The organism is Pseudonocardia sp. GCM10023141 (genome assembly GCF_042653605.1).
The window spans coordinates 56,374-70,597 of the sequence record NZ_JBHSIR010000038.1 but is presented as its reverse complement, the minus strand read 5'-3'; the positions used below and the strand labels follow the sequence as shown (position 1 = coordinate 70,597).

At 72.4% G+C, this 14,224-nt stretch carries 14 protein-coding genes; 1 reads left to right on the top strand and 13 read right to left on the bottom strand.

Going from position 1 to position 14,224, the window contains the following annotated elements; all coding sequences use genetic code 11:
• Positions 1 to 5: 5 nt before the first annotated feature.
• The 6 genes from ACFPFQ_RS23630 to uvrC form a co-directional block, all read right to left on the bottom strand.
• Entirely contained in the window at positions 6 to 1,178 is a 1,173-nt protein-coding gene (locus tag ACFPFQ_RS23630; RefSeq protein WP_379622377.1) for a phosphoglycerate kinase, read from the bottom strand.
• Positions 1,175 to 2,188: a type I glyceraldehyde-3-phosphate dehydrogenase gene (gene gap, locus ACFPFQ_RS23625; RefSeq protein ID WP_379622375.1), complete on the bottom strand. Its 1,014-nt coding sequence runs from the start codon at positions 2,186 to 2,188 to the stop codon at positions 1,175 to 1,177. Before gap ends, ACFPFQ_RS23630 begins: the two co-directional genes overlap by 4 nt.
• A gap of 201 nt (positions 2,189 to 2,389) precedes the next feature.
• On the bottom strand, positions 2,390 to 3,373 hold the full coding sequence (gene whiA / locus ACFPFQ_RS23620; protein WP_379622373.1) for a DNA-binding protein WhiA: 984 nt from the start codon (positions 3,371 to 3,373) through the stop codon (positions 2,390 to 2,392).
• A gap of 44 nt (positions 3,374 to 3,417) precedes the next feature.
• Positions 3,418 to 4,431 carry a gluconeogenesis factor YvcK family protein gene (locus ACFPFQ_RS23615; protein ID WP_379622371.1) on the bottom strand — a complete coding sequence of 338 codons (1,014 nt, stop codon included), beginning with the start codon at positions 4,429 to 4,431 and terminating at the stop codon, positions 3,418 to 3,420.
• A 50-nt stretch (positions 4,432 to 4,481) separates the two neighbouring features.
• Entirely contained in the window at positions 4,482 to 5,363 is an 882-nt protein-coding gene (gene rapZ / locus ACFPFQ_RS23610) for an RNase adapter RapZ (RefSeq protein ID WP_379622369.1), read from the bottom strand.
• A complete protein-coding gene (gene uvrC, locus ACFPFQ_RS23605) occupies positions 5,360 to 7,402 on the bottom strand; it encodes an excinuclease ABC subunit UvrC (RefSeq protein WP_379622367.1) in 2,043 nt (680 codons plus the stop codon). Before uvrC ends, rapZ begins: the two co-directional genes overlap by 4 nt.
• Positions 7,403 to 7,652: 250 nt before the next feature.
• Between uvrC and ACFPFQ_RS23600 the strand changes: the two genes are divergently transcribed.
• On the top strand, positions 7,653 to 8,393 hold the full coding sequence (locus tag ACFPFQ_RS23600; protein WP_379622365.1) for a DUF2786 domain-containing protein: 741 nt from the start codon (positions 7,653 to 7,655) through the stop codon (positions 8,391 to 8,393).
• Positions 8,394 to 8,425: 32 nt separating this feature from the next.
• Here the strand turns inward: ACFPFQ_RS23600 and ACFPFQ_RS23595 are convergent, their stop codons facing one another.
• The 7 genes from ACFPFQ_RS23595 to ACFPFQ_RS23565 form a co-directional block, all read right to left on the bottom strand.
• Positions 8,426 to 9,133, bottom strand: a complete 708-nt coding sequence (locus ACFPFQ_RS23595; RefSeq protein ID WP_379622363.1) for an HAD-IA family hydrolase — start codon at positions 9,131 to 9,133, stop codon at positions 8,426 to 8,428.
• Between the two features lie 69 nt (positions 9,134 to 9,202).
• Entirely contained in the window at positions 9,203 to 10,219 is a 1,017-nt protein-coding gene (locus ACFPFQ_RS23590; RefSeq protein ID WP_379622361.1) for a dihydroorotate dehydrogenase, read from the bottom strand.
• A gap of 30 nt (positions 10,220 to 10,249) precedes the next feature.
• On the bottom strand, positions 10,250 to 11,155 hold the full coding sequence (locus ACFPFQ_RS23585; RefSeq protein WP_379622359.1) for a crotonase/enoyl-CoA hydratase family protein: 906 nt from the start codon (positions 11,153 to 11,155) through the stop codon (positions 10,250 to 10,252).
• A gap of 73 nt (positions 11,156 to 11,228) precedes the next feature.
• Complete coding sequence (locus ACFPFQ_RS23580) at positions 11,229 to 11,633, bottom strand: PH domain-containing protein (RefSeq protein ID WP_379622446.1); 405 nt, start codon at positions 11,631 to 11,633, stop codon at positions 11,229 to 11,231.
• Between the two features lie 56 nt (positions 11,634 to 11,689).
• Complete coding sequence (gene ribH / locus ACFPFQ_RS23575) at positions 11,690 to 12,172, bottom strand: 6,7-dimethyl-8-ribityllumazine synthase (RefSeq protein WP_379622357.1); 483 nt, start codon at positions 12,170 to 12,172, stop codon at positions 11,690 to 11,692.
• A 31-nt stretch (positions 12,173 to 12,203) separates the two neighbouring features.
• Positions 12,204 to 13,508 carry a bifunctional 3,4-dihydroxy-2-butanone-4-phosphate synthase/GTP cyclohydrolase II gene (locus tag ACFPFQ_RS23570; protein ID WP_379622355.1) on the bottom strand — a complete coding sequence of 435 codons (1,305 nt, stop codon included), beginning with the start codon at positions 13,506 to 13,508 and terminating at the stop codon, positions 12,204 to 12,206.
• Complete coding sequence (locus ACFPFQ_RS23565) at positions 13,505 to 14,155, bottom strand: riboflavin synthase (RefSeq protein ID WP_379622353.1); 651 nt, start codon at positions 14,153 to 14,155, stop codon at positions 13,505 to 13,507. The genes ACFPFQ_RS23570 and ACFPFQ_RS23565 overlap by 4 nt, the downstream gene beginning before the upstream one ends.
• Positions 14,156 to 14,224: the final 69 nt, after the last annotated feature.

The following is a 14,224-nucleotide window of genomic DNA, read 5'->3' as shown; positions in this document are numbered from 1 at the left end:
CATTTCTACTGCTCCAGGACGACCAGGCCGGGGAGGGACTTGCCCTCCAGGTACTCCAGCGACGCGCCGCCGCCGGTCGAGATGTGCGAGAAGCCGTCCTCCGGCAGGCCCAGCGCGCGCACGGCCGCGGCCGAGTCGCCGCCACCGACGACGCTGAACGCGTCCCCGTCGACGATCGCCTGCGCCACGCCGCGGGTGCCCTCGGCGAACGGAGCCAGCTCGAACACGCCCATCGGGCCGTTCCAGAACACCGTCTTCGCGCGCCCGAGCACCTCGGCGAACTCGGCCACCGACGCCGGGCCGATGTCGAGGCCCATCCAGCCGTCGGGGATCGCGTCGATCGCCACCGTGTCGGTCTTGGCGTCGGCGGCGAACGCGTCGGCCACCACCACGTCGCTGGGCAGCACGATCTTGCCCGACTCCAGCAGCGCCCGGCAGGTGCCGATCTGGTCGCGCTCCAGCAGCGACGAGCCGACGCCGTAACCCTGGGCGGCGAGGAACGTGAAGCACATCCCGCCGCCGACCAGCAGCGCGTCGACCTTCGGCAGGAGCGCCTCGATCACCGCGAGCTTGTCCGAGACCTTGGAGCCGCCGAGCACCACGGCGTAGGGCCGCTGCGGCTCGCTCGTCAGCCGCTGGGCCACCTCGACCTCGGCGAGCACCAGCCCGCCCGCGTAGGCGGGCAGCTCCTGCGCCACGTCGTAGACCGATGCCTGCTTGCGGTGCACGACCCCGAACCCGTCCGAGACGAACGCGCCGTCGTCGCCGGTGAGCTCGGCCAGCTCGTGGGCCAGCTCCGCCCGCTCGTCGTCGTTCTTGCTGGTCTCGCGCGGGTCGAACCGGATGTTCTCCAGCAGGACGACGTCGCCGGCCGCCAGATCCGGGGTGCCCTTGGCGAGCTCGATGATCCGCACGGGAGCCCCGAGCAGCTCGCCGAGGCGCGCCGCGACCGGGGCGAGCGAGAACTCCGGCTGCGGCCCGCCCTTGGGCCGGCCCAGGTGCGCGACGATGATCACCTGCGCGCCCGCGCCGGAGAGCTCCTGGATGGTGGGCAACGACGCCCGGATGCGGCCGTCGTCGGTGATGCGATCCCCGTCGAGTGGCACGTTGAGATCCGAGCGGACCAGCACCGTGCGCCCCTCGACGCCCTCGTTGATCAGGTCGTCGACGGTCTTCACAGCTTCGATGCCACCAGCGCCGTGATGTCCACGAGCCGGTTGGAGTAACCCCACTCGTTGTCGTACCAACCCACGATCTTGACCTGGTTGCCGATCACCTTGGTCAACCCGGCGTCGAAGATGCAGGAGTGCGGATCGGTCACGATGTCCGACGACACGATCGGGTCCTCGGTGTAGAGCAGGATCCCCTTCAGCGGGCCCTCCGCGGCCGCCTTCATCGCCGCGTTCACCTCCTCGGCGGTGGTCTCCCGACCCACGATCGCCGTCAGGTCGGTGGCCGAGCCCGTGGGGATCGGCACCCGCAACGCGAACCCGTCGAGCTTGCCCTTCAGGTGCGGCAGCACCAGCGAGATCGCCTTCGCCGCACCCGTCGAGGTCGGCACGATGTTGATCGCCGCCGCCCGCGCCCGCCGCAGGTCCTTGTGCGGGCCGTCCTGCAGGTTCTGATCCTGGGTGTAGGCATGGATCGTGGTCATCAGACCCGTCTGGATCCCCACCAGGTCATCGAGGACCTTCGCCATCGGCGCCAGGCAGTTCGTCGTGCACGAGGCGTTGGACACGATGTCCTGCGACCCGTCGTAGTCACCATCGTTGACACCCTTGACGACCGTGAGGTCCTCACCGGTGGCGGGCGCGGAGATCACCACCTTCTTCGCACCGGCCTCCAGGTGCTTGGCCGCCGCCTCCCGCTTGGTGAAGATGCCGGTGGACTCCACCACGACGTCGACGCCGAGGTCCTTCCACGGCAGCTCGGCGGGGTCGCGCACGGCGAGACCCTTGAAACCCTTGCCGTCGACGATGATCTCGTCCTCGGTCGAGGACACGGTGTAGGGCAGCCGGCCCAGGATCGAGTCGTACTTGAGCAGGTGCGCGAGCGTCGCGTTGTCGGTGATGTCGTTCACCGCCACGATCTCGATGTCACTGGTACCGGCGACGCGCTGCGCGTCCACCGCCCGCCAGAAGTTGCGCCCGATCCGTCCGAAACCGTTCACGCCCACGCGCACAGTCACGCTCGTGCCTCCTCGATGGTGTCACCACGGAATGCCCCAAGGTCGGTTCACGACCGGTCATCGTCGACGGGGCCTTGGGCACAACCCTAGCGTCCGAATCCGCTTCGAATCGACCTGGCTTCGGAATCGATACACCTCGATGATTTCCCTCACCGGAACCACCCCGGCGGGGGGCGCGGCCCGTACCGGGGGCGCCCCGGATCAGCCCTCCTCGAGCATCTCCGCGGTGACGGCCGACTCGGTGTCGGGGATGCCGAGATCCGCGGCGCGCTTGTCGGCCATGTGCAGCAGGCGCCGGATCCGCCCGGCCACGGCGTCCTTCGTCATGGGCGGCTCGGCGAGCTGGCCGAGCTCCTCCAGCGATGCCTGCGTGTGCTCGGCGCGCAGCCGACCGGCGGCGAGCAGGTGCTGCGGGACGTCGTCGCCGAGGATCTCCAGCGCGCGGGCGACCCGGGCCGCCGCGGCCACGGCCGCGCGGGCCGAGCGGCGCAGGTTGGCGTCGTCGAAGTTGGCGAGCCGGTTGGCGGTGGCGCGCACCTCGCGCCGCATCCGCCGCTCCTCCCACGCCATGACGCTCTCGTGGGCGCCCATGCGGGTGAGCAGCGCGCTGATGGCGTCGCCGTCGCGCACGACCACGCGGTCGGCACCACGGACCTCGCGCGCCTTCGCCGTGACGCCGAGCCTGCGCGCGGCGCCGACCAGTGCCAGCGCGGCCTCCGGGCCGGGGCAGGTGACCTCCAGCGCGGAGCTGCGGCCGGGTTCGGTGAGCGAGCCGTGGGCCAGGAACGCGCCCCGCCAGGCCGCCTCGGCGTCGCAGACGCCACCGGACACGACGGGCGGCGGGAGGCCCCGGACCGGCCGGCCGCGGGCGTCGAGCAGCCCGGTCTGGCGGGCCAGGCCCTCACCGTCGCGCACGACGCGCATCACGTAGCGGGCGCTGCGGCGCAGCCCGCCCGCGGTGATGACGTGTGCCTCGCAGGTGTGGCCGTAGAGCTCGTGGATGTCGCGGCGCAGGCGACGCGCCACCGAGCCGGTGTCGACCTCGGCCTCGATCACGACGCGGCCACCGACGATGTGCAGCCCGCCGGCGAACCGCAGCAGCGCCGCGACCTCCGCTCGCCGGCAGCACGGCTTCGTGATGACCAGCCGTGACAGCTCGTCCTTGACCGCAGCTGTCATCGCCATCGGATCGACCTCCGGGAGTGGGACACGGGAGTGGGAGCCATGGTTCACGTCCTCCTCTCGGCGGCGGCCTTCGCCCCACCGGACGGGCCGACGACGGGCGCCGGACCGAGCTCGGAGAGCGCCGCAACGAGTGCTGCGGCCAGTGCCGCCGGGTCGTGGCGCGGCACCGCCGGATCTGCGACGGCGACCGGGGCCAGGTGGACCCGCCCGCCCGGGGAGAGCATCGCTGCGGCCGCTCGCTGGAGCCGGTCGGGTACCGGCACAGCGGCGACGTCCGCGAGGACGGCGTCGACCCGCAGGGCCGGCGCGTGTTGCGAGAGTACGGCCAGGTGCTGCTCGGGTGAGAACCCGGCGGTCTCCCCCGGTTCGGGGGCGAGGTTCAGCACCACGACGCGCCGGGCCGGGCTGGCCAGGATCGCGTCGCGCAGGTCGGGAACGAGCAGGTGGGGCAGCACGCTGGTGAACCAGGACCCCGGACCCAGCAGCAGCACGTCGGCGTCCAGCACGGCCTGCACGGCCTCCGGGCACGCCACCGGCTCGTCCGGGCGCAGCCACACCTGCTGGACGCGGCCCGGCGTGGAGGCCACGGCGACCTGCCCGCGGATCCGGTGGCGCTCCAGCGGATCCACGCCCAGCCCGATGACCTCGGCCTCGATGTCGAGCGGGGCGCAGCTCATCGGCAGCACCCGCCCGCGGGCCCCGAGCAGCGCGCCCACCTCGTCGAGCGCCGCGACCGGGTCGCCGAGGGTGTCCATCAGCCCGGCGAGCAGCAGGTTGCCCACGGCGTGCCCGGCCAGTGCCCCGGTGCCGCCGAACCGGTGCTGCACGAGCGTGCCCCACAAGGCACCGGAGGCGTCGTCGGCCGCGAGCGCGGCGAGCGCCATCCGCAGGTCGCCGGGGGGCAGCAGGCCCAGCTCACGACGCAGCCTGCCCGACGAGCCGCCGTCGTCGGCTACGGTGACCACGGCCGTGAGCCGGTCGGTGATCAGACGCAGCGCCGACAGGGTGCTGTGCAGGCCGTGGCCGCCGCCGAGCGCGACCGCGCGCGGGCCCGTCATTCGCGCCCCAGGTCGCGGCGCCGTCATTCGCGCCCCAGGTCGCGGCGCCGTCATTCGCGCCCCAGGTCGCGGTGGGCGACGCTGACCGTGACGCCGTCGGCGTCGGCGAGGCGTCGGGCGATCTCCTCGCTGATGGCGACGCTGCGGTGCTTGCCACCGGTGCAGCCGACCGAGACGGTGAGGTAGCGCTTGCCCTCGCGGCGGTAGCCGGCGCCGACGAGTGAGAGCAGCTCCAGGTAGCGGTCGATGAACTCGCCTGCGCCGTCCTGGCTCAGGACGTAGTCGCGCACCGGTTCGTCGCGGCCGGTGAGCTCGCGCAGCTCCGGGATCCAGAACGGGTTGGGCAGGAACCGGACGTCGACGACGAGGTCGGAGTCCATCGGCAGGCCGTACTTGTAGCCGAACGACAGCACGGTGATGCGGGTGACCTGCTGGTACTCGCCCCCGAAGGTGCGTTCCAGGGTGGCGCGCAGCTGCGGGACGGCCACGGCGGAGGTGTCGACGACGAGGTCGGCCGACTCGCGCAGCGGTCGCAGCAGCTCGCGCTCGGCGTTGATGCCGTCGACGAGGCGGCCGTCGCCCTGCAGGGGGTGGCTGCGCCGCACCTGCTCGAAGCGGCGCACCAGCACGGCGTCGGTGGCTTCGAGGAACAGCAGGCGCGGCTTGTAACCGCGCGCGTCGAGGTCCTTGATGACGGCGCCGAGGTCGGCCGAGAACGCCCGGCTGCGCACGTCCATGACCACCGCGATGCGCGTGATCTCGCCACGCGCGCGGGCGCCGAGGTCGACCATCGTGGCGATCAGCTCGGGCGGGAGGTTGTCGACCACGAACCAGCCGAGGTCCTCCAGCACCTTCGCTGCGGTGCTGCGCCCGGCGCCGGACAGGCCGCTGACCAGTGCCACCTCGATGCCCGTGCGATCGTCTTCGGTCACTGGACGCTCCCGTCGGGTGCAGGCTCTGGAGTGGCGGGATCTCCAGCGCCATGGTCGGGGCCGCCGGCGTCGGGACCGCCGAGCGCGCTCAGCACGGCGGCGGCGGTGCGCTGCCCGAAACCGGGGAGTGCGGCGATCTCGTCGGCGCTCGCGGCGCGCAGCTTGCGCACCGATCCGAAGTGGCGCAGCAGCGCCGCGCTGCGCGCCGGACCTAGCCCCGGAACGGCGTCGAGCGCGGAGCTGGTCATGCCCTTCGAACGACGCTGGCGGTGGTAGGTGATGGCGAAGCGGTGCGCTTCATCCCGGATCCGCTGCAACAGGTACAGCCCCTCGCTGGTGCGCGAGAGGATGACGGGGTCGGGTTCGGCAGGCAACCAGACCTCTTCCAGGCGCTTGGCCAGCCCGCAGATCGCGACGTCGGTGATGCCCAGCTCGGCCAGCACGTCGGCGGCCGCCTCCACCTGGGGCTGCCCGCCGTCGACGACGAGGAGGTTGGGCGGGTAGGCGAAGCGCCGGGGGCGTCCGGTGTCGGGATCGATGCCGGGGCGGTGCTGCGGGACGGCGTCGACCTCGTGTTCGGAATCGGACCCGGAGTCGGGCGCGGGGTCATCAGCGGTCTCGCTGAGGTACCGGCGGAACCGGCGGCGCACCACCTCGGCGATGGACGCGACGTCGCCGCCCGCCGCACCGTCGCGGATCTCGAAGCGGCGGTAGTCGGACTTGCGGGCCAGCCCGTCCTCGAACACCACCAGCGACGCGACGACGTTGGTGCCCTGGACGTGGGAGACGTCGACGCACTCGATGCGCAGCGGCGCCGAGTCGAGCCCGAGCGCGTCCTGGATCTCCTGCAGCGCCGCCGACCGGGCGGTGAGATCCCCGGCCCGGCGCAGCTTGTGCTGGGTGAACGCCTCGGCGGCGTTGCGCGCCACCGTCTCGGCGAGCGCCCGCTTGTCGCCGCGCTGCGGCACCCGGATCTGGACCTTCGAGCCCCGCAGGGTCTCGAGCCACTCGGTGAGCGCAGCGAGCTCCGCAGGCAGCTCGGGCACGAGTATCTCCCGGGGAACCGGCTGGTTGGCGTCGTCGGCCGAGCCGGCGAGCCCAGCCTGCTCGCCGTAGAACTGGGTGAGGAAGCGCTCCACCAGCTGCGCGGTGTCGGTGGGCTCGACCTTGTCGACCACCCAGCCGCGCTGGCCACGGACGCGCCCGCCGCGGACGTGGAAGACCTGCACGGCGGCCTCCAGCTCGTCCTCGGCGAACGCGACGACATCGGCGTCGGTGCCGTCGCCCAGCACCACGGCCTGCTTCTCCATGGCGCGCTTGAGCGCCCCGATATCGTCGCGCAGCCGCGCGGCCCGCTCGAACTCCAGCCCCTCGGCCGCCGTGGTCATCTTGCGCTCGAGCTGGCGCACCAGGTGGTCGGTGCGGCCGGCGAGGAAGTCGCAGAAGTCCTCGACGATGTCGCGGTGCTCCTCCGCATCGACCCGCCCGACGCAGGGCGCCGAGCACTTGTCGATGTAGCCGAGCAGGCACGGGCGGCCCATCTGGCCGTGGCGGCGGAACACCCCGGAGCTGCAGGTGCGGGCCGGGAAGACGCGCAGCAGCATGTCGAGCGTCTCGCGGATGGCCCACGCGTGGGCGTAGGGCCCGAAGTAGCGCACGCCCTTCTTGCGGGGGCCACGGTAGACGTGCAGCCGCGGGTAGTCCTCGTGCATCGTGACGGCCAGGACGGGATAGGTCTTGTCGTCGCGGTAGCGGACGTTGAACCGCGGGTCGAACTCCTTGATCCAGTTGTATTCGAGCTGCAGCGCCTCGACCTCGGTGCCCACCACGGTCCACTGGACGTGCGACGCGGTGGTGACCATCTGGCGCGTGCGCGGGTGCAGCCCGGACAGGTCGGCGAAGTAGGAGTTGAGCCGTTGTCGCAGGCTCTTGGCCTTGCCGACGTAGATGACCCGACCGTGCTGATCGGAGAAGCGATAGACGCCTGGCGCCTCGGGAATCGACCCGGGCGCTGGGCGATAAGTGGAGGGATCCGGCATGGCCCCTTCAGGGTAGGACGCACCCCCGACACGCCGAGCCGGGGACCCAGGCAGACGGCGCGCCGTCACGCTGGTGTAGTGGCGCGTGACACGTGCCGGTGTCACCGGGTGGCTCCCGTTTCACCCGGAACGGTCCCGGCGCGCCGGGAGCGTTCTCCCGCGTCCTGTCGGAGCCCGATGATAGGAATCCCCCGTACGAACACACGTTCGATTCAAGGTTCCGCACGCCGCTCGACCCGGGAGGTCACCGATGGGAGCCGACAAGCTCGACACGGTCCGCAAGCTGCTCGCGAAGGCCGATCGGGCCGCCACGGCCGAGGAGGCCGCCACCTACACCGACAAGGCCGTCGAGCTGATGGCGCGCCACGGCATCGACGCCGCACTGCTGGCCGACGCCCGGCCGGAGCAGGACGAGGTCGGCGCGCTGCGGATCGCGATGGAGGATCCCTACAGCGGCGGCAAGGCCCGCCTGCTGGCCTGGATCGCCGCGGCGCTGCGCTGCCGGTCGGTGATGCACGCGGCATGGGGCGGGCGGGTGGAGGCCGTCACGGTCATCGGGTTCGCCAGCGACCGCGAGCGGGTGGAGCTGCTCTACACGTCGCTGCTCCTGCAGGCCGGGTCCCAGCTCGCGCGCCAGCGCCCACACCGGGCAGGCGAGTCGGTGGCCGCCTACCGGCGCTCGTGGCTGCACGGGTTCGCCGTCGAGGTGCACCGGCGCCTCGATGCCGCGGAGTCGCTCGCGCGCGCGGAGGCCGAGTCGCGCCGGGCGCACCCCAGCTCGCCCGCGGGCGGACGCTCCGTGGCTCTGGTGCTCGCCGATCGGTCCACCCGGGTGGAGCAGGCCTTCACCGAGGCGTTCCCCTCGCTGGGGGCCGCGCGCCGCCAGTCGCTCACGGGCTCCGGCTTCCCCGCGGGCACGGCGGCGGGGCGCCAGGCCGACATCGGGCAGGAGCGCGTGCCCCCGCGGCGGCTGCGGGCGGTGGGAGCGTGACCAGGCCCCACCCCGCCCACGGGGACACAGCGCTACACGGGGAGGGCGAGCAGCTGCGCCACCACATCGTCGAGGCGGTGCGCCGACACGTGCGGGGTGGCCACCACCGCCGGCACCGCACCCTCCAGCCGGGTGGCGAGCCCGCCGATCAGCCCGGCGTGCATCGCGCCGTGCACGTCCCACGAGTGCGCGGCCACCAGTGCCACGCGCTCGGCCGGCATCTCCACCTGGCGGCAGGCCCAGTGGTAGACCTTGGCGGGCGGCTTGAACGAGCGGATCTCCTCGGCGGAGAACACGCCCCGCAGGTAGGTGCGCAGGCCAGCGCTGTCCAGGGCGGCGCAGGCCGTGGCCGCCGTGCCGTGGGTGAAGGCGTGGGCCGGGATCCGGGCGCGCGCGAGCGCCACCAGCGCCGGCTCCACGTCGGGGTGCGGCGGCAGGTGCTGGAAGCCGTCGAGCACGTGGTCGAGTGCGGCGTCGGACAGCGTGTGGTCCACCGTCGTGCGCAGGGCCGCCCGCGCCACCTCGGCAAACGGTGGGGCGGCGCCGGTGAGCGTCAGCGCCATGCCGTCACGCAGCGTGCGGGTGAAGAACAGCTCCCACTCGTGCGCCGGTCGTCCCACATCCACGAACCGGCTCGCCAGCGCGTCCACCTGCAACATCGTCTCGAACACGTCGAACAGCACCACGCGCGGACGGCGGCCGGGAGCCCGCGTCGGATCGGGTCGGACGTCCGGGTGCACCCGCCACCCCCCTCACCTGTTGTGGGCCGACCGGGAGGCCGGCGCCAACGTACGGGTGAAGATCGTTCCTCAGCGCAACGCTACGGAGTGAGACGCCTGCACACCGTAGCGCCGAACGGCGTTCAGCACGCGCCGAACGTGCAGCCCGCGCAGCGGCGCGAGGGCGTACCCGGGGTAGCTCGCCAGCCAGGTGGCGCTGCCGAGGCTCACCGCGTCGGCGCCGGCCCAGAAGTACTCGCGGCAGTCGTCCACGCTGCGGATGCCGCCCGTCGCGATGATCGGCAACGTCACGCCGGATTCGCGCAGCTCCGACACCACCCGCAGCCCGATCGGCTTGATCGCGCGCCCCGAGAGCCCTCCGTAACGGTTCGACAGCAGCGGCTTGCCGGTGCGGGGGTCGAGCCGCAGCGCCTTCACCGTGTTGATCGCCGTGAGTGCCGAGACACCTGCGGCGGCCGCCTGCTGGGCGTTGCGCAGGTAGTCGTAGTCGGGCGAGAGCTTGAGGATCACCGGGTGGTTGCTGCGCGGCACAGCCTCGTCGAGCACGTCCTGCAGGATCGTGGTGAAGTCGAAGTTCACGTTGTGGCACGAGACGTTGAACTCGACGGCGGCGATGTCACCCGCCGGCACCACCTCGTTGACCCGATCCACGAGCGTCACGAACTCCTCGGCGGAGAACCCGCCGAGCGAGATGATCACGCGCTGGTCGCGGGTGCGCGGGTAGTAGTCGCGCAGGTACGCCTCGATCCCCACGTTGCACCAGCCGAAGGCGTTGATCCAACCGCCGTCGGTGCCCCGCAGCACGGTGCCGTAGCGCTTGAGCAGGCCGGGCAGCTCGTGGGGGGCCCAGTCCTCCCGCGTGGTGAAGTGGCCCTCGCGCGGCTCCACCGTCAGCGTGCGGGTGGTCACGGCGCCGAACTCGGCGAGCGACACGAACTTCGCGATCGGGCTCATGCCGTAGAAGTTGGAGCTCGACACCCCGTAGCCGAGCAGGCTCGACGAGGTGACGAGCCGGTTGCGCAGCACGATGTCACCGAGCCGCACGCTCTCGCCGTTCCGATGGGCCTGTTCACGGGCTCGCAGCACGACCACGATGCTACGTGCGCCGCGGCCCGCTCAGCCGCTGCGCCCGTCGGGAAGGGGTGTGAACTTGCGCTCGGCCCACCACGGGTAGGCCGTGGGCATGTCCGAGGACACCCGGTCGGGGAACTGCGCGGCGCGCTTCTCGAGGAACGCGCTCACCCCCTCCGCGGCGTCGGCACCGCGGCCACGCTCGATCATCAGCCGGGAGTCCACCCGGTGGGCCTCCATCGGGTGGTCGGCGCCGAGCATCCGCCACATCTGCTGGCGGGCCAGCGCCACCGACACCGGCGCGGTGTTCTCCACGATCTCCGCGGCCAACGCGTACGCGGCGGGCAGCAGGTCGTCGGGCTCGTGCACCGAGCGCACCAGCCCACCGGCCAGCGCCTCGGCGGCGTCGAAGACCCGCCCGGTCATCGCCCACTCCACGGCCCGGCTGATGCCCACCAGCCGCGGCAGGAACCAGCTCGACGCCGCCTCCGGCACGATCCCGCGGCGGGCGAACACGAACCCGATCCGCGCCGCGCTCGACGCGAGCCGCACGTCCATCGGCAACGTCATGGTGGCGCCCACGCCCACGGCCGCGCCGTTGATCGCGCCGATCACGGGCTTCGTGCTCTCGAAGATCCGCAGCGAGACCTGTCCGCCGCCGTCACGCTCCGGGTCGAGGGTCTCGTAACCGGCCCGCTCCGGGTCGCGGCGCTCGTAGTCGAACGTGGCGCCGCCGCCGGCCAGGTCGGCCCCCGCGCAGAAGCCGCGCCCGGCGCCCGTGACCACCACCGCGCGCACCTCGTCGTCGGCGTCGGCGCGGTCGAACGCGGCGATCAGCTCCACCGCCATCTGCGCGGTGAAGGCGTTGAGCCGATCGGGGCGGTTCAGCGTGATCGTCAGTACCCGGTCGGTCAGCTCGGTGGTGACCTGTGCGGGTGCGGCGTCGGCCATGCTCGTCCGTTCGGCTCGGGGTTCCGGTGCTCGAGGTATCGGTGCTCGAGGTATCGGTGCTCGGGATTTCGCTTCAGTGCTCGGCGCGAGCCGCGGCGTGCAGCGCCCGGACCTTGCGGATGCCCTCCACGGCCCGGGTGCCGTCCACGGCCTGGATGGCGAGCACGGGCAGGTACTCGTCGTCGGGCAGGTCCAGCCGGGCCCACGGGGCGCCGTCGGGGAACGCGATGCGCCGCACGTCCACCCACTCGATGCGGCGGCTGCTCAGCACGTTGCGCACCTCGATGCCGGTGGCGTCGGCGCGCACCCGCGGGCGGGCCATGAGCAGCAGCCCGCCTGCGATCAGCAGGCCCATCACCACCAGCGACACCTGGTCGGCGAACCGGAAGTACACACCCGTGTCGCTGTTGCGCAGCAGCACCGCGATCACGGTGAACAGCGCCACGGTGATCACCGCGCCTGCCCACGCCAGGATCATGACCTTGAACGGGCGCACCACCACCGGCGCCGCGGGGTTGGTCGACTCAGGGCTGGTCACAGCTGCACCCGCAGCACCCGCAGGGCCAGTGCCGTCTGCAGCGCGGCGAGGCACGCCTCGGCACCCTTGTCCTCCGACGAGCCGGGCACACCCGACCGCGCCACGGCCTGCTCGTGGGTGTCGCAGGTGAGCACGCCGTTGCCGACCGGGGTGCGCTCGTCGAGCGAGACGCGCGTCAGCCCCGCCGTGACGGCGTCGCACACGTACTCGAAGTGCGGGGTGCCACCGCGGATGACCACGCCCAGCGCCACCACGGCGTCGTGGGTGCGGGCGAGCTCCTGGCAGATCACCGGCAGCTCCACCGTGCCGGGCACGCGCACCACGGTCGGTTCAGCCAGCCCGGCCTCGCCTGCGGTGGCCACGGCCCGCTCCAGCAGCGCGTCCACGATGTCGGCGTGCCACGTGGCCGCCGCGATCCCCAGCGTCAGCCCGGAGGCATCAGGAGCCTCCGCGACGTCCGGGCGACCTTCCCCGCTCACCCTGCACGCCCGTTCATGTCGTCCTCCAGCGTCACGTACCGGTACCGTCCGCCACCGGGGTGCCCGCGTCGGTGGCCGCGCCGTCGCCCAGGTCGGGCAGGTCGTGGCCCATCCGGTCGCGCTTGGTGCGGAGGTAGCGCAGGTTCTCCTGGCTCGCCCGCACCGGCAGCGGCACCCGTCCGGTGATGGTGAGACCGTAGCCCTCCAGCCCGGCACGCTTGTCGGGGTTGTTGGTGAGCAGCCGCATCGACTTCACACCGAGGTCCACGAGGATCTGCGCGCCGATGCCGTAGTCGCGGGCATCGGCGGGCAGGCCCAGTGCCAGGTTCGCGTCGACGGTGTCGGCGCCTGCCTCCTGCAGCTGGTAGGCCTGCAGCTTGTGCAGCAGGCCGATCCCCCGGCCCTCGTGGCCGCGCATGTAGAGCACGATGCCGCGACCCTCCTCGGCCACCTTGGCCAGCGCGGCGTCGAGCTGCGGGCCGCAGTCGCAGCGCAGCGAGCCGAGCACGTCACCGGTGAGGCACTCGGAGTGCACGCGCACCAGCACGTCCTCGCCGGTGCTCTCCGGGGTGGCGACGTCGCCACGCACCATCGCGATGTGCTCGATGCCGTCGAGCAGCGAGTCGTAGCCGTAGGCGATGAACTCGCCGTGCGCGGTGGGGATGCGGGCCTGGGCCACGCGCACCACGTGCTTCTCGATGCGGCGGCGGTAGGCGATCAGGTCGGCGATGGTGATGAGCGCGAGGTCGTGGTCGGCCGCGAACACGCCGAGCTCGTCGGCGCGGGCCATGTCGCCCTCGTTCTTCTGCGAGACGATCTCGCAGAGCGCGCCCGCCGGGGAGAGCCCGGCCAGCCGCGCGAGGTCCACGGCGGCCTCGGTGTGGCCGGGCCGGCGCAGCACCCCGCCCTCGCGGGCGCGCAGCGGCAACACGTGGCCGGGGCGCACGAGGTCGCCGGGCCCAGCGGCGGGATCGGCCAGCAGCCGGATGGTGTGGGCCCGGTCGGCCGCCGAGATGCCCGTGCTGATGCCGGCCTTCGCGTCCACCGTCACGGTGAAGGCCGTGCGGAACGAGTCGGAGTTGGTGTGGTGCATCGGCGGCAGGTCGAGGCGGTCGCACTCGCTCTCGGTGAGCGCCACGCACACGTAGCCCGAGGTGTAGCGCACGACGAACGACACCAGCTCCGGCGTTGCCTTCTCGGCAGCGAAGATCAGGTCGCCCTCGTTCTCGCGGTCCTCGTCGTCGACGACGACCACCGGCTTGCCGGCGCGCAGGTCCTCGAGCGCTCGTTCGATGGACACGAAGTCACCGAACCGGCTGTCCACGGGTGCATTCACTTGACTGGGGCCTCCTCGTCGGCCTCTGCAGCCCGCACGGTGCGCTGCAGGTACCCGGAGGTCAGCCGCTCGACGTACTTCGCGACGACATCGACCTCCAGGTTGACGGTATCTCCCGGCTGCCGGATTCCGAGCGTCGTATGAGCGAGCGTCGTTGGGATGAGCGCCACAGTGAACGTGTCGCTCGTCACTCCCGCCACCGTCAGCGACACGCCGTCCACGGTGATGGAGCCCTTCTCCACCACGTAGCGGGCGAGATCCGGGGCGAGGCTGAACACGAGCTCGTCGCTGCGGTCGGCGGGCGAGCGCGACATCAGCACCGCGACACCGTCGACATGGCCCTGCACGATGTGGCCGCCGAGCCGCCCGTTCACGGGCATCGCCCGCTCGAGGTTGACCTTGGCGCCGGTGGTGGTGGCCGACAGGCTCGAGCGCTTGAGCGTCTCGGGCACGAGCTCCACGGTGAACGTGCCGTCGTCGCTGCCGTCCGGGTTGATCACGGTGAGGCAGACACCGTTGACCGCGATCGAGTCGCCGTGCGCGGCATCCGAGGTGACGAGCCGGCCGCGCACGGTGAGCACCACCACCTCCGCGCTCTCCCGCACCGCGAGGACCTCGCCGATCTCCTCGACGATTCCCGTGAACATCTCCGCGTTCCCCTTCCGACCACCCGGCCCGACACCGGTATTCATGTGCAACCACGCGCCGGGTCCCGG

Excerpts from the sequence above, each read along its gene's own strand:
- whiA (WP_379622373.1), bottom strand. The coding sequence starts at position 3,373 with ATGGCGATGACAGCTGCGGTCAAGGACGAGCTGTCACGGCTGGTCATC.
- ACFPFQ_RS23615 (WP_379622371.1), bottom strand. The coding sequence starts at position 4,431 with ATGACGGGCCCGCGCGCGGTCGCGCTCGGCGGCGGCCACGGCCTGCAC.
- uvrC (WP_379622367.1), bottom strand. The coding sequence starts at position 7,402 with ATGCCGGATCCCTCCACTTATCGCCCAGCGCCCGGGTCGATTCCCGAG.
- ACFPFQ_RS23600 (WP_379622365.1), top strand. The coding sequence starts at position 7,653 with ATGGGAGCCGACAAGCTCGACACGGTCCGCAAGCTGCTCGCGAAGGCC.
- ACFPFQ_RS23585 (WP_379622359.1), bottom strand. The coding sequence starts at position 11,155 with ATGGCCGACGCCGCACCCGCACAGGTCACCACCGAGCTGACCGACCGG.
- ACFPFQ_RS23580 (WP_379622446.1), bottom strand. The coding sequence starts at position 11,633 with ATGATCCTGGCGTGGGCAGGCGCGGTGATCACCGTGGCGCTGTTCACC.
- ACFPFQ_RS23565 (WP_379622353.1), bottom strand. The coding sequence starts at position 14,155 with ATGTTCACGGGAATCGTCGAGGAGATCGGCGAGGTCCTCGCGGTGCGG.